The following is a 21,771-nucleotide window of genomic DNA, read 5'->3' as shown; positions in this document are numbered from 1 at the left end:
GCAGTCATAGTTTTGGCTTGTCTCCAGAAATCGATATCAGAATGCCCGTTCGCCGGCGATCCATGTCGCCTGCGGCGCCATGGCGCGATCGAGATGGACGAAATCGGCGGTATATCCGGCGGCGATCACGCCCCGTTCCGCACCGAGGCCCAGAAATTCCGCCGGCTGCACGCTGGCCATGTCAACCGCCTGCGCCACCGAAAGTCCCGCCATGTCCACGGCATTACGCACGGCGCCCGCCATGTCGAGCGACGCGCCCGCCAGCGTGCCGTCCGCGCCCACGCAGCGCCCTTCCGCCACGGTGATCTCGCGGCCGTCCAGTTCGAAGCTGGCAAGGTCCGATCCCACGCAGGGCATCGCGTCCGTCACCAGCATGAAGCGCTCGAGCGGGCGGCTCGCCAGCGCCACGCGCATCGCGGCGGGATGGACATGGTAGCCGTCGGCGATCAGCCCGCACCAGGCCGTGCGGTTCTCCAGCGCCGCGCCCACCATGCCGGGGTTGCGGTGATGAAGCGCCGACATGGCATTGAACAAGTGAGTGACCCCGGTAACGCCCATGTCGAAGGCGGCACGCGCGGTTTCGTAATCGGCGTCGGAATGCCCCATCGCGAGCACCACCCCGGCGCCGGTCAGCGCACGGGCCTGATCGGCGTGAAGATATTCCGGCGCGATGGTGAACAGTACCTTGCCGGCGCGGGGGCGGGTCAACAGGTCCACCATGGCATCGTCCAGCCGGCGCAAGTTGCCCTCGGTATGGATGCCGCGACGCTTCGCGTTGAGCACCGGCCCTTCGACGTGAATGCCGATGCAACCGGGCACCCCGGCCGAAATCGCCTCGTCCGTCGCGTCCAGCGCCGCCGCGATCACGTCAGGCGTCGCGCTGATGAGCGTGGGCAGCATGGCGGTCGTCCCGAACCGCACATGGGCGGCGGCGATCGCGGCGATTCCCGCCACGGTCGGCGCATCGTTGAGCAGCACGCCGCCGCCGCCGTTCACCTGCACGTCGATGAAGCCCGGCACCAGCCAGCCACCGTCGAGATCGACGATTTCGTCGGCTTCCGTCCCGCGCTGCGCGGCCAGGATGCGCCCCTGCTCCACCGTCACCACGGCATCGCGCGCCCAGGCGCGATCCAGATAGACGTTGCCGTTGACGAAGGCGGTTTTCATCACAGGGTCTCGGTTACCTTGCGCAAGTGGGCCGGATTGTCCGGGTCCAGCCCGCGCGCCAGCGAAAGTGCGTTCACTTGCGGGTAGAAGGACTGGATCATCAGCAGCGGTTCCAGCGCCGCATGGCCCGCAAGCGCGGCCAGCGTGCCTTCGCCGAAGGGTGCCTCGGCATCGAGCAGCGCGACTTGCGCACCGCGCCCGGCAAATTCGCGCGCGGCATCGCGCACGCTTTCGCCGCTGGCGTCGGACGTGGCGAAGGCTACGATGGGAAAGCCTTCGTTGATGATCGTCATCGGGCCGTGGCGCACTTCGGCGGCGCTATAGGCTTCGGCATGAAGACCGCAGGTTTCCTTGAGCTTCAGCGCGCCTTCCTGGGCGATGCCGAAGCCGTATCCGCGCGCGATCACGAAAAGGTTCGTCGCTGCGGAAAGCCGTTCGACCAGATCGAACGGCGCGGTGCCGGCGGCAATGGCCAGCGCATCGGGAAGCCTGCCGAGCGCCTCCGTCAGCGCGGCGTCGCCGGTCCACTGCGCGACGATGGCGGCGACCCCGGCAAGCGAGGCGATGTAGGACTTGGTGGCCGCAACGGACTTCTCCGGCCCGGCGTGAAGCGGCAGCACCCACTGCGCCAGATCGGCAAGCGGGGCGGTCTCGTCATTCACCAGCGCGACGACGCGGGCACCCGCACGGCGATGCGCCTCGACCGCCGCGAGCAGGTCGGGGCTACGGCCACTTTGCGAAATGGCGATCACGAGCACGCGGCCCGGCTGCATCTCGGCGCCGAACACCGACGAAACGCTGAGCGCGGAAGAGGACACCGGCACACCGGCCAGCGTCTCGATCAGGTATTTGGCGTAAGTCGCCGCGTTGTCGGACGATCCGCGCGCACAGGTCACCACCACCGAAGGCGGGCTGCCGCGCAGGTCCTGCGCAAGCGATGCGAGAGTGTCCTGGTTGCGGGCCAGGAACGCGCGAACGGCCTGCGGCGCCTCGGCGGTCTCGCGGGCCATGAGCGACTGGGACGGATGAGCAACTTCGGATTGCATTGCGGCGAAATCTCCTTCGCACCGCCCCCGGTCGGCGGAAAAGCGCCAGACGGGAGCGTCTGCTTACCAATATCTACATAAGTTCTATATTGGTATTCCCCAACTGCAGGCGATGCGCAATTGGTTTCGCAAGGGCAAGCGCGTTTTTCTTCCGGCACCACCCTCGCCAGCGGTCGCTGCGTGTCGCTCTACCCCTTTTAGGTGTCGTTCAACCCGCCTTGCCCACGCGCGATGGCAGCCTGCAGCCGGGACACCTCGGCAGCGTCCGTCACCGGCCGGTTTCCCTTCTGGAAGCCCAGTTCTTCCAGCCGCCCCGATGCCGTCGTCGCCGTGCCGGGGGTGCGGCAGGAGGCGTGAAACTCCTCGATTCCGGCCGCGCGCAGCGCCGGCACCGCCTCGGCCGAGACCCCCGATCCGGCCAGAATCACGATGCGCCCGGCGGCCAGTTCATGGAGATGCGCAAGCATCCGCACCCCCTCGGGCGCCCGCACCGCGCCGCCGGACGTCAGAATCCGGTCAAACCCCATCGCCACCGCCTGCTCCAGTCCGTTTTCCATGTCGTCCAGCACGTCGAAAACGCGGTGGAGGGTCAGCGAAAGCCGCGCCCCGCGTGCCGTTCCCGCCCGCCGGGCATGATCGAGCCAGGTGCCGAGAACCGCCAGGTCAAGTCCGCCCGCAGCGCCCGCCCCGATGACGATTCCCGCCAGCCCCGCTTCCGCGGCCAGATCGATATCGTCGCAGACTTGCGCGGTTTCCTGCGGCCCGTAGACGAAATCGCCCTCTCGCGGGCGGCAGAGCATATGGACGGGAATCGGCGCCTGCGCCGCCAGCCGGACCAGCGAACGCGGCGGCGTCAGCCCGCCCAGCGCCAGCGCGCTGCAAAGCTCCACCCGGCCGCCACCCCCGGCGACAGCGGCAGCAAGACCGGCGGCATCTTCGACACAGATTTCGAGCACTTCGCCCCTTCCAAAAGACATCCGGCCCCGTCACGGCCGGCGATTCGCACTGTCGGAAATTGGACATACTTTGGCCCGACGCGCCATCCCGTTCCACCGCAAAGCCAATGCCGCCAACAGCCAGCCCAGCCGCCGCAACCTCCCATTTTCCCACCATTCCCGCCAATTTTCGACCACCTTGCCGAACAAGAAGAAATTTACTGTGGACAGGAGGATCTATTTTGGTGACATTGAATTAGGACATTGGCTTTGTATTGGCATTGTCCGCAGGAAGTTATCGGGCACGCATTTCCGCAAACATAACGTCACGGCGCGCTCACGGGTTCGGGTCATGAGGAAAACTATGATGAAACTAGCACGCGCGATGCTGCTGGCGACGAGCGCCACCATGGGCTTCGCCGCCCCCGCCTTCGCACAGGAAGCCCCGCAGGACCAGAACGACCAGGACGCGATCGTGGTCAGCGGAATCCGCGGCGCACTGACGAACGCGATCAACGTGAAGCGCAATGCGGACGCCGTGGTCGATGTCATCACCGCCGAAGGCATCGGCAAGTTTCCTGACCGCAACGTCGCGGAATCGCTGTCCCACATCCCCGGCGTCAGCGTGGACCGCCAGTTCGGCATCGGCGAGCGCGTCTCCATCCAGGGCACCGACCCGGCGCTCAACCGCGTCCTGATCGACGGTCACACCATCGCTTCGGCAGACTGGGGCGGCAATTCCGGCGACGTGACCGGCCGTACCTTCAACTACTCGTTGCTGGCGCCGGAAATCGTCTCGCAGATCGAGGTGTTCAAGTCCCCCGAACCGCGGATCGACGAAGGTTCGCTGGGCGGCACCGTGATCGTGCGCACGCGCAAGCCGCTCGATCTCGACAAGAACACCATCAACGGCTCGATCGGCTACGGCTACAACGATCGATCCGAAATCGGCAATCCGCGAGGCTCGCTGCTCTACAGCTGGAAGAACGACAACGCGACCTTCGGCATCCTGGTGGCAGGCACTTACGACAGGGATTCGCTGGCCCGTGCAGGCGTCGAGTACTTCGGCTACAACAGCGGCTCGGACTTCACGTCCACCGATGCCGACGGCAACGTCACGCTGAACAACCCGAACGCAGTGCTGACCGGCGGGACCGCCGAAGACCTGGCCAACGCCCGTTATCCCTACGGCATCAACCACGCCTATTTCAAGCAGACGCGCGAGCGCATCGGCGGCCAGTTCGCCGTGCAGTGGGCGCCCAGCGACCGCCTCGAATTCAACCTTACCGGCCTTCACATCGAAGGCACCTACAACAACTTCAGCCAGTCGCAGTACGTGGTTCCGACCTGGGCCGCCGGCGCGCTGGAATCGGCAACGATCTCCAACGGGCTCGTCACGGACGCATCCTTCGGCGCGACCAACCTGCCCTCCACCAGTTCGCAGCTGGACATGAACTACCGCAAGACCAAGGTGCGGACCGACAGCTACAATCTCGACACCACGTGGAAGGCAACCGATCGCCTGACGTTGTCGGGCAACGTGGGCTGGACCAAGGCCACGGGCGGCACCAACCCCGAATACCTGATGAACCTCCAGTCCAACATGCCCTTCAGCTACAGCTACGGGCAGAACCAGACTTCGGTGACGTTCTCCACCCCGCCGACCGACCCCACCGCGTTCTTCCGCTCGGACCTGCGCGATGTCACGCTGCCGGACGGCAGCACCATCCAGGCATACCAGATCGGCGGCATCGCCACCTCGCGCCAGCGCGACAAGGAGCATTACGGCCAGTTCGACGCCAAGCTGGACGTGGACGACGGCTTCTTCAAGTCCGTGCGCATGGGCGTGAAGGCATCGGATCACGTCAACAGCCTGCGCGCCACCGGATCGCAGGTCTACCTGACCGATCCGATCAGCCTTGCCGACTACGACTACACCCTGACGCCATCGGGGCTGTTCAGCGGTCTGGGCTCCGGCGGCAACGCCAACCAGTTCGCAACGCTGCACAGCGGCGACGTCATCGACACGCTGAACAACGGCATCTACGTCGATACCGGCCTCGACGAAGGAACCTCGTTCAAGGTCCGTGAGAAATCGGCCGCCGCCTATGTGCAGCTCGACTTCGAAACCGGCCCGATCCGCGGCAACGTGGGTTACCGGGCGGTCTATACCCAGGACGTTTCGGACTATTACCTCTACACCGCCGAAAACGACACCTACACGCCGACCCGCGCCACGAACGACTATCTGAAGGGCCTTCCCAGCATCAACGTGAGCTGGGAAGTGAACGACCAGCTCAAGCTGCGCGGCTCGATCGCCAAGGTCATCGCCCGTCCGCGCTACGGCCAGCTTGCCGGCGCCTTCAGCCGCAACGACACGCAGCTGACGGCAGGCGGCGGCAACCCCGACCTCAAGCCTTACGCCTCCACCAACTACGAGCTTTCAGCCGAATGGTACTTCGGACACAGCGCGCTGCTTTCGGCCGAGTATTTCCGCCGCGAAATCTCGTCCTACATCGTGACCACCACGAGCCAGCAGGTGCTGTTCAACAACCTGACCCAGCAGAACGAGACCTATATCGTCTCCAGCCCGGTCAATGCCTCGAACGCCACCGTCAACGGCGTGTCACTGGGCTTCCAGACCCCGATCTGGGGCGGCTTCGGCATCCTGACGAACTACACGTTCGCCGACGCGAGGGGCGGCCGGGACGCCGACGGAAACGTGCTCAACCTGCCCTACCTCTCGAAGCACACCATCAACGTGATCCCCTACTTCGAAAAGGGTCCGTTCCAGGCACGCGTGAGCTGGAACTGGCGCAGCCACTACTTCACCGGCATCGGCCGCCTGAATTCGGTGGATTCGACCGACGGCTATCACCAGCTTGACGCATCGATCTCCTACAAGATCAACGAGCACTTCACGGTTCAGGCCAATGCCCAGAACCTGCTGGATTCGACGTATTACTCGTACAGCGGCACCAAGTCGGCGCCGACCGCCTTCTACAAGAACGGGCGCGTCTTCGCGGCGACTGCCCAGTTCAGCTTCTAAGTCCCGTGCAAAAGCGTGTAGGTCCTCCTCCTCCTCACTAAGATCTGCATGCACACGGGCCGGCGCCTGTCCGGGGCTTCCTGCCTGCGGACAGGCGCCGTCCTTTTATGAAAGAGGCCTTGTAGAACGGGGCCTCATAGACTGGGGATGCCAGACATGACTGCCTTGAGTCGCCGCCACCTGATGTCCGGCTCCTGCCGCCTTGCGCTGCTGGCCGCCGCCGTTCCTGCCGGCGCGACCCGCGCTCTTGCAGCGGAAGCGGCGCCGGCCGGAACCGGGACTGATGCCGTGGCCGATCCCTTCATCGGCACCGGCGGCGACGGCCACACTTTCCCGGGCGCCACCCTGCCCTTCGGCATGGTCCAGCTCAGCCCGGATACCGACACTGCGCGCTGGGACACCTGCTCCGGCTATCACCACGGCGACGCCTCGCTGCTCGGCTTCTCGCATACCCACCTTTCGGGCACCGGCATCGGCGACATGCTGGACGTGCTGGTCGTGCCCTGCCGGGGCGAGGTCCGCCTCAAGCCGGGACCGCTCGACCGGCCGGACGAAGGTTATCGCCTGCGCTACGGCAACGAGACGGCGGAACCCGGCTACTACCGGGTCCAGCTTGAAAACGGCGTGTCCAGCGAACTGACCACAACGCTGCGCACCGGCATCCAGCGCCACAGCTATCCTGCTGGAGAAGCCGGCCACCTGCTGATCGATCTCTCGCATCTCGTGCTCGATTCCTCGGACAAGTATCCGCTGATCGACGATGCGGAAATGGCACTGGACGCGGACGGCACTCTCACCGGCCAGCGGCGGGTGTTCCGCTGGGCCAAGGGCCGGCACATCTACTTCGCGATGCAGTTTTCCCGCCCGCCGAGCCGGGTGGAATTCTTCGGTGACGAAGACAGCCCCCAGCCTGCCGGCAGCAAGCAGGTCAAGGGTCGCCGCCTGAAGGCCGCCATCCACTTCGACGATGCCGGAAGCGCGCCGCTGGTGTTGCGCACCGCCGTTTCGGCCGTGGACATCGCCGGTGCCCGCGCGAACCTCGCGGCGGAGGCGACGCACTTCGACTTCGACATCTATCGCCAGGCCGCTGCCCGCGCATGGGCGGAGGAACTTTCGCATATCGAAGTGACCGGCGGCAGCGCCGAACAGCGCACGATCATGGCAACCGCGCTCTATCACGCTGCGATCGGCCCCACGCTGTTCTCCGACGTCGATGACCGCACCATGGGGCTCGACCGCAAGGTGCACCAACTCGCGCCAGGCCAGAAAGCCTATAGCGCCTATTCGCTCTGGGATACCTACCGCGCCTTCCACCCCCTGCAGACGCTCATCCGGCCCGCGCGGGTCGAGGAGTTCGTTTCCGATCTTATACGCCAGACCCAGCAGAGCCCTTATGGCCCCCCGGTCTGGCCGCTGCAGGGCGTGGAGACCGGCTGCATGATGGGCTGGCATTCGGTGCCGGTCCTTGCCGAGGCCATGGCCAAGGGCATCCCCGGCGATTACGCCGCCGCCTGGCCCAATATCCGCCGCCGCTCGTTCGACTTCACGATGCCCGTGCTCGACAATTCCCGCGGCATTCCGGAATATGACGCCAAGGGCTACGTCCCCGCAGACAAGGTCTTCGAAAGCGTCAGCCGCACGCTCGAATATGCCTATGACGACTATGCCGCCGCAAGGATCGCCGGCGCCGCAGGTGCTGCAGACGACGCCGCGCGGCTGAAAGCACGTTCGGGCAACTGGAAGAACGTGTTCGACACGCAAACCGGATTTGCCCGGCCGCGTCTCGACGACGGTTCCTGGACCGAGCCTTACGATCCGGTCGAACTCGGCCATTCGGACAAGTGGCGCGATTTTACCGAGAGCAACGGCTGGCAGGCGACGTTCCTCAACCAGCACGACGTCCATGGCCTGGCCGAGGCGATGGGCGGCCCGGCCGGTCTCGAAGCCAAGCTGGATGCCTTCTTCAACGCGCCTTCGACCCTGCCGAAGAACGCGCCGCCGGACATCAGCGGCATGGTGGGCCAGTATGCGCACGGCAACGAGCCCTCGCACCACGTTGCCTATCTCTACGCCTGGACCGGTGCGCACTGGAAGACGCAGGCCATGGTTCGCCGCCTGCTGGCGCTGATGTACCGTGCCAGGCCGGCAGGCGTGATCGGCAACGACGATTGCGGCCAGATGAGCGCCTGGTACGTGCTTTCGGCTCTGGGTTTCTACCCGGTCGATCCCGTCAGCGGCATCTACATCTTCGGCAGTCCGCTGTTCGAGGAAGCGCGGATCAGGCTGGGCAATGGCCGCGAACTGATCGTCAGCGCACCGGGCAACCGATCCGACCGCCCCTACTACGGCCGCGTGGAATGGAACGGAAAAGCACATGACCGCTGCTGGATCGGCCACGAAGAGCTCATGAAGGGCGGCAGGCTCACCTTCCACATGCAGAACGTGCCTGAATTGGGCTTCGCCCGCGACCCGCACGGCCGCCCGCCAAGGCAGGCCTGAGACGGAATCGCGCGACCTTTCCGCGATGAGGTGAGACCAATTAGCGACATATTCCGTCAAAAATCGGAAAAATCTAATGCCAATCTGAATTTTGGAATTGAATTTATTTAATACCTATGACAGCTTTGTTGCAAGGCAGGCTTCGGGAAGGGCGTGCCGTTCCGTAACTAACGAAAAATCGAGGTGGCCATCTCTGGCCGGGGGACAGTGGGCATGGGATTCTCGCGTCGCAACACCTTGGGACTTGCCCTGGCCGGATCGGTCGCGGCAGGAACGGCACGCGCTGCCGGCACCACGAAGAATGCCGTCAATGCCGCACTCGTGGTGTCGACATGGGATTTCGGCGCGGCGGCGAATGCCGCTGCCTATGCTCGCTGGAAAGCCGGCGGAACACTGATCGACGCGGTCGAAGCCGGTGCGCAGGTGCCGGAAGCGGATCTTGCCAATCACTCCGTCGGGCTGGGCGGATACCCTGACCGCGATGGCCACGTCACGCTGGACGCGATCATCATGGACGACCGCGGCCATGCCGGCGCGGTCGCCGCGCTCGAAGGCTACGTTCATGCGATCTCCGTCGCGCGGCGCGTCATGGAACGCACGCCGCACACCATGCTGGTCGGCGACGGCGCGGCGCAGTTCGCACGCGAACAAGGCTTCGCAGCGCAGGAACTGCTGACGCCCGAGGCAGAGGCGGCGTGGAAGGAATGGCTCAAGAAGGCCGAATACAAGCCGGTGGCCAATATCGAGAACCAGCGTGGGTCGGCGCTCGACCATGACACGATCGGCATTCTCGCGCGCAGCCCCGACGGGCGCCTCGCCGGCGCCTGCACGACTTCGGGCATGGCTTTCAAGCTTCGCGGCCGCGTCGGCGATTCCCCGCAGTCGGGCTGCGGGCTGCTGGTCGAACCCGGCGTCGGCGCAGCCACGGCAACCGGCGTGGGCGAGGAAGTGACGCGCATTGCCGGTGCCGCAAGAGTGGTCGGCTCGATGCGCATGGGCATGTCGGCCATGGCCGCCTGCCGCGAAGCGGTAGAGCATATCGTTGCCTTGCGCGGAGACGCCGTGAAGGACGCCCAGGTCGCATTCCTCGCAATCGACACGGACGGCCAGGTCGGAGCCTTCGCGATCCAGCCCGGCTTCACTTACGCGGTAACGGACCAGACCGGCCGGACCGTCATCCGTCCTTCGGAAAGCCTCCGCCGAGCCTGATCGCGCCCCGAGGCGCGAGCGAGCCGAGCGATTGCCCGACGTCCCCGCGGCGGAAGCCGAGCGCGTGCACCCGGCAGAACCAGATTAATACCAGGCAATATCAATACCAGGGAAGAAAAGGGGTAACGAATGAGGAAGATCACGAGACTATTGTTGGCGACGACCTGCATCACGGGTCTCGCTACCCCGGCGCTGGCGCAGAGCAATGCGCCCGACGATGCCGCCTCCGACAGCACGGCCAATTCCGCCGCAAGTGCCATCGTCGTGACCGGCTCGCGCATCAATCGTCCGAACTCGGCAGCGGCAGCGCCGATCACCTCGGTGACCAACGATGCGATCCGCGCACAGGCCGCCGTCAACATCGAGGAAGTTCTCAACCGCATTCCGCAGATTTCGCCGGACAGCCAGCAGAACTACCAGGATTCCGACGGTCGCCAGCGCATCAAGCTGCGCAACCTCGGCTTCGAACGTACCCTCACGCTGATCGACGGCAAGCGCGTGGGCACCATGAACGGCGTCGACGCCAACATGATCCCGACCTCGCTCATCAAGCGCGTTGACGTGCTGACTGGCGGCGCCTCGGCGGTCTACGGCTCGGATGCGATTGCCGGTGTCGTCAACTTCGTCATGGATGACGATTTCGAGGGCCTCCAGCTCAACGGCAACTACAACTTCTACCTCCACAAGAACAAGCGCACGCTGATCTCGGACGTTGCCAGCCAGTATGGGTTCGACCAGCCCGCCAGCGGCACGACCACGGACGGCGGTCGCGCGGACCTTTCGCTGACCTTCGGCAAGAAGCTGTTCGATGACCGGTTCCACATCAGCGGCTACGTCAATTACCGCGAAGCGGCGCTCGTGCCCTATTCCTCGCGCGAGACTTCGGGCTGCCAGCTGACCGAAGCGGTGAAGGATGGCCCGCTCAGCTGCACGGTATCGACCTACACACCCTACGGCTACATCTCGCCCCGCACCGGCGCGGCCAGCGGCGAACAGTACGTCAACAATCCCGACGGTTCGCGCACCTTCGTGCCCTATAGCACCGCGCTCGCCGCCAACCCCTATGACGGCTATTCCTTCCAGCGCGAAGACAAGCGCTGGAACGCCGGCGGCTTCACCTCGTTCGAAATCTCGGACGCGGCTGAACTCTATGGCAGCGCGATGTGGTTCCGCGACCGTTCGACCAACCCCTACCCGGCGCGCGTCTACAGCCCGACTGCCTATGGCGACGGCTCCTCGCCCTACTACGTCAATTGCAACAATCCGCTGATGTCGGCCTCGCAGGCGCAGACGGTGTGCGGCAGCTCGGCAGGCACCTCCGACCTCGTGCCGATCGAACTGCGCTACCGCTTCAACAACGTGAAGGACATCGAGGACGTCTATCTCAACAAGGGCCTGCGCGCGACCGCAGGCGTGCGCGGCCAGTTCGCGCAAGGCTGGAGCTACGACGTGGGCGGCGTTTATGCCCGCAATCGTCAGGACATCACCTGGGGCCAGCCTGACTACGACCGCGTCAACAACGCGCTCAACGTGGTCAGCGTCAACGGGCAGCTCCAGTGCGCCTCCGGCACCACGGATGGCTGCGTTCCCTTCGACGCCTTCAGCGCCAATTCCACCCTCAACACCCAGGCGCTCTACGACTACCTGACCGAGGGCAGCTTCGGCACCTCCACCACGATCAACACGCTCTACGACATGGTCGCCACCGTGCAGGGCGATCTTGGCACTTATGGCATCCAGTCTCCCTGGGCCGACCAGGGCGTGGCCATCGCACTGGGCGCCGAATTCCGCCAGGACAAGCTGAAGAGCTACGCGGACGACGTCTGGCGTGAAAACAACGGCGGCTCCGACGCCAACCTTTCGCAGCACGTCTGGGAAGGAAACGTCGAGCTTCAGGTTCCGATCATCGAGCGCAAGCCTTTCGCCGAACTGCTCCAGTTCAACGGCGCCTACAGGCTTTCGAAGTACAGCTCCAACCCGAGCGTGTTCTCCACCTGGAAGGCGGAAGCGATCTGGTCGCCGATCTCGGACATCACGTTCCGCGGATCGATCAACAAGGCGCAGCGCGCGCCCACGGTCGTCGAAGCCTACCAGGGCTCGAACATCAGCTATGACCGGATCACCACGGCCTACAACGACATCTGCGCACCGACGGTCACGTACACGACCGGCGCCAACGGCCAGCAGGTTCCCGTCTACGGCGCTCCGGCAGCATCGCGCGAAGTCTGCGCGGCGACCGGCCTGGCGGACAGCCTCTACGGCAGCCCGACGCTGGTCTGCCCGACCGACATCGGCTGCACCGTGCGCCGCGGCGGCTATACCGTCGACCCCGAAACGGCCTATACCAAGACCTTCGGCGTCGTCCTCAAGCCCTCGTTCCTGCCCGGCCTCGTCGTCTCCGTGGACCGCTTCCTGATCGATCTCGACGATTCGATCGGCTACAACGACTACGACTACTTCTCGAACGGCTGCCTCCAGACCGGCAGCGAGTTCTTCTGCTCGATGTTCGTGCGCAATGCCGATGGTACGCTCTCGAGCAACCCGGGCACCAACCCCACCACCGGGTTCATCCGTGGCGGCACGACCAACTACTACAAGAGCAAGTCGCACGGCTGGGACTTCCAGGGCCAGTACACCCTCGGCCTCGGCCGTTACGGTGACCTCGCGCTGGACTTCTCGGGCTCGCTCACCACGCTGGCGGGCGGCCAGGATTCGCCGATCCTCGCCAAGTACAACTGCGCGGGTTACTACGGCGGTCCCTGCGGCCAGCTGATCCCCAAGTGGACCCACAGCCTGCGCGCCACCTACACGACCGAGGATCGCGCTTTCAACGCCTCGTTCAACTGGCGCTATGTCGGCCCGCTGACCAACGTGAGCAACTCGGGCGACCCTGCACTGGGCTGGAGCGAAAGCTCCGAGCGCGAGACGTTCTACCGGATCAAGGCGCAGAACTACTTCGATCTTGCGATGACGTTCCGCGTCGACGAGGCCTTCTCGTTCCGCATCTCGGCGAACAACATCTTCGACAAGCTGCCGCCGCTGCTGCCGAATTCCTACAACTACGGCCTGTCGCGGAGCAACACGCTCTCGGCACGGTATGACTCGCTTGGCCGCCAGATCGCCATCGGCGCGACGGTCAACTTCTGATCGGTTCCGCCGCGCCCGGCATGCCCGGCGCGGCGGCTCCCTTCCAAGGCAATGAATGTACCAAGGCAGTCGATGAACAATAAAAAGGCGGCGCCCCGCCGAAACAGAACGAAAATCAACGATCCGGGCAAAGTGCCTGAAAAGAAGAAATTGCCGCAAGCCGAGGATACCGCTCATCGTCCGCCCGTCCTGCGGGCCGTTGCCGGCTTCGATCCCGACTTCTGAACGGCGCCCCTCCCCGGTGTTCGGCGAGGCCGATCAATGACTGGCGTCCAAAAGCGGCGGCAAGCCCGGGATGATTTCATGGGGAGAGCGGCTTCTTCACCTCTTCTTGCCCGAAATCATCCGCTCCATTTGCATTCGCTTGAAACCATGGCGTAAGTTCCGGCCATAAACTATCGCCGGAGCTTTCATGATCGATCGTCGCCGTTTCCTCACTTCCGCTTCGGCAGGTGCCGCCGCTGTTGCGGCCGGCCCCGCGCTCGCACGCGTGTCCGCGTCGCCGGCCGGTTCCGACGCTGCCCTTGCCGCCTTCATGGACAAGTACTTCGAAGTCCAGGTCGATGCCTCGCCAGAGACGGCGACGCAGCTGGGACTGGACACCGGCGCCCGCGCCGCGCTGAAATCGCGCCTGACGATTCCCACGCGGGAGCAAGAGGAAAAGGACCGGGCACTCGTCCGCACTGCTCGCGCCCAGCTTGGCGCCCTCGACAGGGCTTCGATGAATTCGCGGGACGCGATCTATTACGACACGATCGCGGCGAACCTCGATTCCGTCATCAATACTTACGCCATACCTTATGGCCAGGGTGGCTGGCCGCAGGTCTACCGGGTCAGCCAGGGCGGCGGCGCCTACCTCAACACCGCCGATTTCCTCGACAACCAGCACACCATCAAGACGGCAGCCGACGCCGAGGCCTTCGTTTCGCGCGTGAACGACTTTGCAGATGTTCTGACCGCCGAGACCGACCGGATGCGCGAGGATTTCGGCCTTGGCGTCATCCCGCCCGATTTCATCCTGAACAAGACCATCGGCCTCCAGGCCGGAATGCTGGGCACGGCGGCCGGCGAATCCACGCTCGTCCAGTCGATCGTGCGGCGCACGCATGAACAGTCGATCCCCGGCGAATGGGGCGCGCGCGTGGAAAAGCTGGTCTCCGAACGGGTCTATCCCGCCCTCCAGCGTCAGAACGATGCCTTGAAGGCCGCCCTGCCCAAGGCCGGACATGACGCCTCGGTATCGCGCCTGCCGCAAGGGGCGCAGTATTACGCCAATAGCCTGAACTACATCACCACGACCCGGATGTCCGCCGATGAGATCCATCGCATCGGGCTGGAACAGGTTGCCGATCTGACCGCCCGCTCCGACGCCTTGCTGAAGTCGCAAGGCTTCAGCCAAGGCACTGTGGGCGAACGCATGGCGGCCCTGATCGCCAACCCCGCCAACGTCTATCCCAACACCGACGCCGCGAAGGTGGAACTGGTGGCGCACTTGAACGAGCAGATGGCGGCGATGCAGGCGCTGTTGCCCAAGGCCTTTGGCCGCCTTCCCAAAGCAGGCGTGCAGATCAAGCGCGTTCCTCCCGAGATCCAGGAAGGCGCTTCGCAGGGCTACTACAATTCGCCCAGCCTCGACGGCACGCGCCCCGGGATCTACTGGATCAACCTGACCGACACCGCCAACTGGCCGAAATTCGGCCTCCCCACCCTCACCTATCACGAGGCGATCCCGGGTCATCACCTCCAGATCGCGCTCCAGCAGGAAAGCGCGGCGGCGCCCAAGCTCATGAACCTGCTGTTCTTCTCCAGCTATGCCGAAGGCTGGGGGCTCTATGCCGAGCAGCTGGCCGACGAACTGGGGGCCTATGACAACGATCCGCTGGGCCGGATCGGTTTCTATCAAAGCCTGCTGTTCCGCGCGGTGCGTCTGGTGGTCGATACCGGAATCCACTCCAAGGGCTGGAGCCGCGAACAAGCGATCCGCTATTTCATCGACAATACCGGCCGCGCCGAAGGCGGGGCGACCTCGGAAGTGGAGCGCTATTGCAGTTGGCCGGGCCAGGCCTGCGCCTACAAGGTCGGCCACAACGAATGGGTCCGTCTGCGCGAAAAGGCGCGGGCGGCACTGGGAGACCGCTTCGACATCCGGGGCTTCCACGACACGGCGCTTGCGGGCGGCGGAATGCCGCTGACCGTGCTTGAACGCGTCGTTGACGACTGGGTATCGACCAGCAGGTCATCCGCCGGCTGAACGCAACGCCATCGGACGAAGGATGGCAAAGGATGGGCAGCGGCTCCTCGGGGGCAGTCGATGAGACTGAGCCGCTGCCCGCCGCCTCCCCTAAAGACCTGCCTGCTGCATCACCATAGCGATAACAATTGTTTACATTTATGATGGCTGGCCTGCAAAGAAAGGGCCTCGCTCCATTGGGGGGAGCGAGGCCGGAGGTGGCGCCCGGTTCGAGCCCGGATCACTTCTCACCTCGATCACCATACATGGGGTATTTTTCGCTGGCGCGGGGGGTAATGCAGCGTCGCGATCGAGATGGCCGCAGCGGATTGCAACGGCCAGCCCAGCATAGGCGAAATCCCTCAGACGCGATGTAAAGCAGTGTAAATTCGCAAGCCGCTCAGTTGGCGAAGGCTTGCATGAGATGGACTTAGCCGCGAATTCACCTACGAGACCGCTCGACCCTGCAGGCCTGATCGGAAATGACGATGAAAGTACCCGCTTCACCGCTGCTCCTGGGATTGGCAGCCCTGCTGCCTGCATGTACGTCCCTGCCGAAACCCACTGTGAATGCCACAGGCGCTATTCCGCAGGCGGGCGGTATCGAACTGGTTGGCGGGCCGGCAGACGACGGCGACTGGCAGAGCGCTATTCTCGCCGATCTCGCAGCGCGGGGGTTCTCGCGCTCGGAAAGGGCGGATTATCTCGTCCAGCTCACCACGGCCCGGCTTCCCGGCGGGACAGGCCTCTTCGCGCCTCAGGACAAGGCGGACGAAAAGACCTGGCTCGTGCCGCCCACCCGGTCCCGTTCCACCGAACTGCGGGTCTATACGCTCGTCATCTCGCAGCGGGAGACGGGCCGGGAACTCTACCGCCTTGTCGGGCAAGAGCCGGTGAAGCAAGGCAGGCCCGGCGTCGAGGGCCAGCTCTTGCAGGCGTTCCTGACGCAGCTCGGCGGTTCCACCGCGACGGCAACCGCCCGGCCGTAAACGGTCCATTCCGCCGAGGCCGTAAACCTAGGCTTGTCCTTGATCGGCAAGCGGCAGGGCCAGCGTGAATGTCGCGCCTCGGCCAGCTTCGCTGGCGCAGCGGACCTCGCCGCGATGCCGCACCACAACGGTATGAACGAAGCTCAGGCCAAGCCCGACGCCATCCGTTCTTCTACCGGCGCCGAGCGGGCCGCGATGAAAGCGCTCGAAGAGCCTGTGCCTGTGTTCCTCTTCCAGTCCGGGGCCTTCGTCCACGATCTCACAGATCGCGCGCAGTTCGTTGTCATCTCCCGGCTCCTGCCGCACAGTGCAACGAATATGGCTTCCCACGGGGCTGTACTTGATCGCGTTGTCGAGGAGGTTGATCAGCGCGCGGGTCATGAGTGAACGCTCTACCCGCACGATCAGGCGCTCTTCACCGTCGGCGGTATCGATCGAAATCGATTTGGCCGTGAGCTGCGGCCAGAGATCATCGATCGCATCGATCATCATGTCCCCCAGCGCGACATCCTCCAGGGCATACTCGAGGCTTTCAGCGCGCGCGAGCTGGACGAAGCCATCGGCGAGACCAAGCGTCCTTTCCGCGTAGTGGCGAATGCGGCGCGCTTCTTCCGGCGCGATGTTCTCGCTCGGCGCCGTTTCCAGAACGGCGAGGATCGATGCCTGCGGGGAGCGCATGTCGTGAGTCAGGAGTTCGAGGATATCGTCGCGCTGGCGCTGCGCCGCCTTGGCCTCGCTTACATCCATGAACTGGACGATCCAGCCAACGAAGCCTCCATCGACGGAGCGCTGGGGCGCAAAGCGGATGGCGAAGAAATGGCCATCGTCCGTAATGGCATCGAAACTGAGCGCCCCCCCGGTCGGCATGTCGGGAAAGCGGATAGGCTCCTGGAATCCGGCCTGCCGGAAGCGGCCCAGCAGTGCAGCACCCTTGCCGGGCTCGCCGCTTCGGACCTGCTCCGGCCCGAAGAGGTTACCCGCCGATGCATTGGCGAGCAGGATTTTACCCTCACCATTCGTGACGAGGGTCGCGTCCGGCAACTGGTCGAGCCGTTCGGCGACGAAATGCTTCATGTCGCGGTTGCTCGTGATGGCGGCAGTAAGCAGTGAAATCGTCGAGGGCAGCGGTTGCCGCCCCTTCCTTGGGCGCTGCACAAAGATCGTGGAATCGGCCTCCAGACGCAGCAGTTCGCGGTGCATGAAGCGCTGCGTGATCGCAAGTTGCCGCCACCCCCAGATCGGATAGGCAATACAGAGAGCCAGGACCGCGGTCGCGGGCGGAAGCCAGATCCGTCCAAGGAGAAGCAGCAGGCCGGCGGCCGCCAGGACGGTCGCCGTTGCGGCTGCAAGGCCCAGCGCCGGGGAAACGCGCGGGAACGGGCCCATCAACAACATGAGCAGCCAGACCGGCACGACCGCAAAGCCGATCCGCGCCGCGATCCCCGCTTTCTCGATCATCAGATCGGCGAGCAGCCCGCGCAGGAACTGGGCATTGATTTCGAGCCCGGACATCGTGCCGAGGCCGGGAACGGGATAGCGCGGCCCGATACCACCGGCTGTCACTCCCACCAGGACGAACTTGCCGCGCAAATCCTGGACCGGAACTTTTCCCGCGATGAGCGATGCCGCCGGAATACGAAGCCACGGCTCGCCGGGGGTAAAGGGGATCAACCTGCCCGATCCGGGCACCTGCGCGCCTTTCCCGATGCTGCGGTGAACCTCGACCATCAGGTGCAGGCGGGAGCCGATCGGTGCCGGGGCCGAGCGCATCACCCCGTCTGCATCCACGAGGAAATCGGTAAAGCCCGTGCCCTTCGCAGCATTCCGCAGCAGCGGAATAGGGTCGACGATCCTGTTTCCTCCGCCCGGCAGGCCGCCTGCGCTGACGAAGAAGGGCAGGAACACGTTCCCTGCCCGCCCGATAGCGCCGGCCAGCCTCGAATCTCCGGCGGGCGCACCCGGCTCGGTGAAAAGCGTATCGTAGACGATCGCCTTCGGTGCCGCTTCGCTCAGCCGATCGACGAGCCGCGCATGAATGCCGCGATCCCATGGCCAGCGGCCAAGTTGCGCAAGGGCGTCGTCGTCAATCTCGACCAGCGCGATATGGCCATCCGACTTTTTGGGATCGAGTTGCAGCAGATGGTCGTAAGCGGCATTATCCAACCGCGAGAGCGCATCGCTTAGCGTCAGGACAACAGCCAGAAGGCTGACGAGCACGGCAATGATCCACCATTCGGTCTTGAGGCGAACCGTGAGGTTCACTTCGCGGCCCCGACCCGCAGTTCATTGGCAGACGACCATTTTGTGTAGACCTGCCCCTCGGCGGCCTCGATGCTCATCACCCGCCAGTAATAGGTACCGGCCGCGAGATCGGTGATGACGAAAGCATCCCCGGTCAGGCCGGTCTGGTCCACCAACGGCGCGGAACCATCGGGACTGCGCGACAGCTGGAAGCGGAAACTGGCCTCCGGAGCATCCGGCGCCTGCCAGCGGAACAGGAACTGCCGGTATCTGCCGGCACGACTTTCCTCGAAACTGGTTCGTAGCCGGTTGAGCCGGCGCTCGAAGCTATAGGTCGAGGCAAGGCCCTCAAGGTCGTTACCGTCCATGCCGGCCATGCGTACGAAATATGTCCCACGAGGCAGGCCCGCGAATTCGGCGCGCGGCACTTGCGCATAGGCTTCGTCCAGCACGTCCATGAAACCCGCATCGCGGGCGATCTGAAAGCGATAACGTGCAGCGCCGACGACCGGCCGCGCGGCGAAGACCAGTTGCTCCTCGGCCTGTACCCTGTCCGGCGACATCAGCTCTGGCGGCGCCAGCAGCGGCACGGGTGCCGCAAGCCCGTCGTTAGTGCCGAAGCCCGCCACGACGAACTGCTCCTTCTCCCGCGTCTCCCGGAACGCAACCTTGCCTTCCGAGACTTCGACTTTCGAAGCCCCGCTGGCCGGATCGTAGCTTGTACGGAACCGGGTTCCGCGCACCGATGTCATCGCGCGGGGCGTCAGGAACTCGAAGGTGCTGTGAGGGTCCGTCATCGGCGTGACGATCCCGGACGCCTGCCCCCGCTGCACGACGAAGCGCCGCTCGACGGATTCCGCCAGCAGGGTGCGACGCAGCCGCTCCACGCGCACACGGCTTCCGGGAGGAAGGGAGACGGTGGTGCTATCGGGCAGCCGCAGCGAAACGAACGAGCGCTCGCCCGTCTCGATCAGATCTCCCTCGCGAACCCTGAGCCCAACGGCCGCGCTTCGCGCGCCCACGAGCACGGCCCCCCTATAGCTCTGCACGACCGCCTCGATGGGTTCGCGGCGCAGCATGGAGCGCGGTATCTTGAGGATGCGCCCTACGGGAATCCGCCTCGGGTTGCCGATCCTGTTGAGCTTCTGAACCACCGGATAGCTCGCCGGATCGGCGAAATAGCGCCGGGCAAGGTCGTAGAGAGTGTCGTTCCGGTTGACGCTGTAAGCGACATGGGCCGGCGTCTCCGCGCGGACACCTGCCGAAGTGGCCAGCAGCGCCGCGGCAAGGGATGCGCGGCAAAGAAAACGAGAGTTCAAGTCAGGGCTTCCAGACGATAGCCATACGAGTAGATCGGCGAGAGCTTGAAACCGTTCGCCGGGCGCAGGTTGAGCTTCGTGCGCACGTTCGAGATGTGCGCGTCGAGCGTCCGCGTAGGCAGGTTCGGTCGCACGCCCCAGATCGCTTCGAGAAGGTAAGCCCTGGACAAGGCGCGGTTCATGTTCCTGAAAAGGAGCGTGGCAAGGGCAAACTCCTTCGCGGTGACGGCCACCGCTTCTCCCAGCAGCTCGATCGTTTCCGCCCGGCTGTCGAACCTGAAGGGGCCGAATGTCTCGACCGGGTTGGTGGGGGTGGGATACGCCCGCCGTGCCACGGCGGCCACCCGCGCCAGCAGGACGGCCGAGGATACCGGCTTGATCACGTAATCGTCCGCACCGGCGGACAGTCCGGCCACTATGTCCTCTTCGGCAGACCGGCTCGTGAGCATGAGCGAAGGCGGCCTGCTGTCCAGATTCTCGCGCATCCAGTCCAGTATCTGGAGGCCCGACATGCCCGGTACATTCCAGTCGAGGATCAGCATGTCGAAAGTCTCGCGGTGCATCTGATGCAGGAGGTTCTGACCGTCCGCAAACATGGCACAACTGTTGCCGCTGGCCAGCAGCGACTTCTCGACATAGCCGGCAAGGGCGAGATCGTCCTCCAGAATTGCAATCCGCATTCGCGCGTAGCCCCTGATCCGCCCCGGATTTTCCGCAGCACCATGCCCCCGCAGGTAGCATATCAGCGCGGACCGTCCTGGGCAGCAGTCCTTCAGCCGGTTTTACAAGGTTTTACAAGCGCCACAAATTTGCACTCCTTTACATGACTTTTGCCCGCAAGAGGGGGAACAGGGGCGCTCATAAAAGTCGAACAGGAGGATGGATTCCATGGTGAGAGCTGCCTGCCCGGAAGATACCGGGTTTCCGGAAAGCCGCCATGACCGCTCCTCTGCCGATGTCACTCCGGTATTCGGCCGGTTCTTCGAGTCCGTGCCTTTCGCCTTCTGCATCCTCGATCGCGCCCGTCACGTCGTCTTCATCAACCGGCAGATGGCCGCGATTGCCGGCCATACGGTGGAGGAACTCGATGGAGCCTGCGCCACTACGATGTTTCCGCAGCTCGGCCCTATGCTTGAGCGATGCTACAGGTTCGCCGAACACGGCACCCCCCTGCCCGATATCCGAATCTACTGGCGGAGCCGCACCTACCTGCTCTCGTTCAGCGTGACTTACGACGCCGAAGGGCTGGTCGCGGAACTGCTGATCGGCGCCATGGACATCTCGCGGGAAGCCCGGATCGAGGCCCGGCTCCGGCAATCCCGCAGGCAGCTCCTGTCGTCCTTGCGCACCGACCATCTCACCGGGCTGCTCAACCGCAACGGCCTGGCAAGCGCGCTTTCCAGAGAGTTGCGGTGCAGCAATCGCGAGGAAACGTCCATGGCCCTGCTGCTTGTCGATGTCGATTACTTCAAGAACTACAATGACTGCTTCGGCCATCTCGCGGGAGATCGCTGCCTGGTCGCGATTGCCCGCGAGATCGCGCGCTGGGGCCGCCGTGCCGGCGATGCCGTGGGCCGCTTCGGGGGCGAGGAATTCGTCATGGTCTTGCCTGACACGGATGCTGCGGGCGCGCTGCGGGTGGCCGAAAACTGCCGTATTGCGGTGGAACGTCTTTCCATGACCCATCCGGAAAGTCCGTTCGGCCGGATCACCGTCAGCATCGGCGTGACCGTAAACGACGGCAGGCGCGGAAAGCCGGTCGATGCCGATCATGCTGCCCGCTGCCTTGGCGCCGCAGACCGTGCCCTTTACGAAGCGAAGGACGCAGGACGCAACACGATGCGCTTCAGCCATCTCTCCGACGATCACGAAATCGCCTCCCCCAGCTTCAATCCTTGAAGTTCACAGTCCGCCTGGAAGAATAGCGCTTCCTTTTGAGC

14 protein-coding genes are annotated in these 21,771 nt (G+C 64.5%); 8 read left to right on the top strand and 6 right to left on the bottom strand.

Going from position 1 to position 21,771, the window contains the following annotated elements:
- Positions 1-36 precede the first annotated feature (36 nt).
- The 3 genes from nagA to U9J33_RS24280 all read right to left on the bottom strand — a co-directional run bounded on the left by nagA (position 37) and on the right by U9J33_RS24280 (position 3,190).
- On the bottom strand, positions 37-1,167 hold the full coding sequence (nagA, locus tag U9J33_RS24290; RefSeq protein ID WP_324699473.1) for an N-acetylglucosamine-6-phosphate deacetylase: 1,131 nt from the start codon (positions 1,165-1,167) through the stop codon (positions 37-39).
- The gene (locus U9J33_RS24285) at positions 1,167-2,213 is read right to left on the bottom strand and encodes an SIS domain-containing protein (protein ID WP_324699472.1); all 1,047 of its coding nucleotides are present in this window, start codon (positions 2,211-2,213) and stop codon (positions 1,167-1,169) included. Before U9J33_RS24285 ends, nagA begins: the two co-directional genes overlap by 1 nt.
- A 197-nt stretch (positions 2,214-2,410) precedes the next feature.
- Positions 2,411-3,190 carry a copper homeostasis protein CutC gene (locus U9J33_RS24280; protein WP_324699471.1) on the bottom strand — a complete coding sequence of 260 codons (780 nt, stop codon included), beginning with the start codon at positions 3,188-3,190 and terminating at the stop codon, positions 2,411-2,413.
- Positions 3,191-3,512: 322 nt separating this feature from the next.
- On the opposite strand from U9J33_RS24280, the gene U9J33_RS24275 reads away from it, so the two are divergent.
- The 7 genes from U9J33_RS24275 to U9J33_RS24245 all read left to right on the top strand — a co-directional run bounded on the left by U9J33_RS24275 (position 3,513) and on the right by U9J33_RS24245 (position 16,271).
- A complete protein-coding gene (locus U9J33_RS24275; protein WP_324699470.1) occupies positions 3,513-6,197 on the top strand; it encodes a TonB-dependent receptor in 2,685 nt (894 codons plus the stop codon).
- Between the two features lie 156 nt (positions 6,198-6,353).
- Positions 6,354-8,696, top strand: coding sequence for a GH92 family glycosyl hydrolase (locus tag U9J33_RS24270; RefSeq protein ID WP_324699469.1), 2,343 nt, complete (start codon positions 6,354-6,356; stop codon positions 8,694-8,696).
- A 213-nt stretch (positions 8,697-8,909) separates the two neighbouring features.
- Complete coding sequence (locus tag U9J33_RS24265; protein WP_324699468.1) at positions 8,910-9,905, top strand: N(4)-(beta-N-acetylglucosaminyl)-L-asparaginase; 996 nt, start codon at positions 8,910-8,912, stop codon at positions 9,903-9,905.
- Positions 9,906-10,034: 129 nt separating this feature from the next.
- The gene (locus U9J33_RS24260; RefSeq protein WP_324699467.1) at positions 10,035-13,052 is read left to right on the top strand and encodes a TonB-dependent receptor domain-containing protein; all 3,018 of its coding nucleotides are present in this window, start codon (positions 10,035-10,037) and stop codon (positions 13,050-13,052) included.
- Positions 13,053-13,103: 51 nt separating this feature from the next.
- Positions 13,104-13,277, top strand: a complete 174-nt coding sequence (locus tag U9J33_RS24255; RefSeq protein ID WP_324699466.1) for a hypothetical protein — start codon at positions 13,104-13,106, stop codon at positions 13,275-13,277.
- Positions 13,278-13,464: 187 nt separating this feature from the next.
- Positions 13,465-15,303, top strand: a complete 1,839-nt coding sequence (locus tag U9J33_RS24250) for a DUF885 domain-containing protein (RefSeq protein ID WP_324699465.1) — start codon at positions 13,465-13,467, stop codon at positions 15,301-15,303.
- A gap of 467 nt (positions 15,304-15,770) precedes the next feature.
- Positions 15,771-16,271 carry a hypothetical protein gene (locus tag U9J33_RS24245; RefSeq protein ID WP_324699464.1) on the top strand — a complete coding sequence of 167 codons (501 nt, stop codon included), beginning with the start codon at positions 15,771-15,773 and terminating at the stop codon, positions 16,269-16,271.
- Between the two features lie 27 nt (positions 16,272-16,298).
- Here U9J33_RS24245 and U9J33_RS24240 read toward each other — a convergent pair whose 3' ends face one another.
- Genes U9J33_RS24240 through U9J33_RS24230 form a run of 3 tightly spaced genes read right to left on the bottom strand, consistent with a single transcriptional unit; the run spans position 16,299 to position 20,511 of the window.
- On the bottom strand, positions 16,299-18,533 hold the full coding sequence (locus tag U9J33_RS24240; RefSeq protein WP_324699462.1) for a CHASE2 domain-containing protein: 2,235 nt from the start codon (positions 18,531-18,533) through the stop codon (positions 16,299-16,301).
- Complete coding sequence (locus U9J33_RS24235) at positions 18,530-19,831, bottom strand: FecR domain-containing protein (protein ID WP_324699461.1); 1,302 nt, start codon at positions 19,829-19,831, stop codon at positions 18,530-18,532. Before U9J33_RS24235 ends, U9J33_RS24240 begins: the two co-directional genes overlap by 4 nt.
- The gene (locus U9J33_RS24230) at positions 19,828-20,511 is read right to left on the bottom strand and encodes a response regulator transcription factor (protein ID WP_185999528.1); all 684 of its coding nucleotides are present in this window, start codon (positions 20,509-20,511) and stop codon (positions 19,828-19,830) included. Before U9J33_RS24230 ends, U9J33_RS24235 begins: the two co-directional genes overlap by 4 nt.
- A gap of 208 nt (positions 20,512-20,719) precedes the next feature.
- Between U9J33_RS24230 and U9J33_RS24225 the strand changes: the two genes are divergently transcribed.
- A complete protein-coding gene (locus U9J33_RS24225; protein WP_324699460.1) occupies positions 20,720-21,730 on the top strand; it encodes a diguanylate cyclase in 1,011 nt (336 codons plus the stop codon).
- The last annotated feature ends 41 nt before the right edge of the window (positions 21,731-21,771 follow it).

It is taken from the genome of Novosphingobium sp. RL4, from assembly GCF_035658495.1.
In the GTDB taxonomy this organism is placed as follows: domain Bacteria; phylum Pseudomonadota; class Alphaproteobacteria; order Sphingomonadales; family Sphingomonadaceae; genus Novosphingobium.
This window is presented reverse-complemented; position numbering and strand designations above follow the sequence as displayed.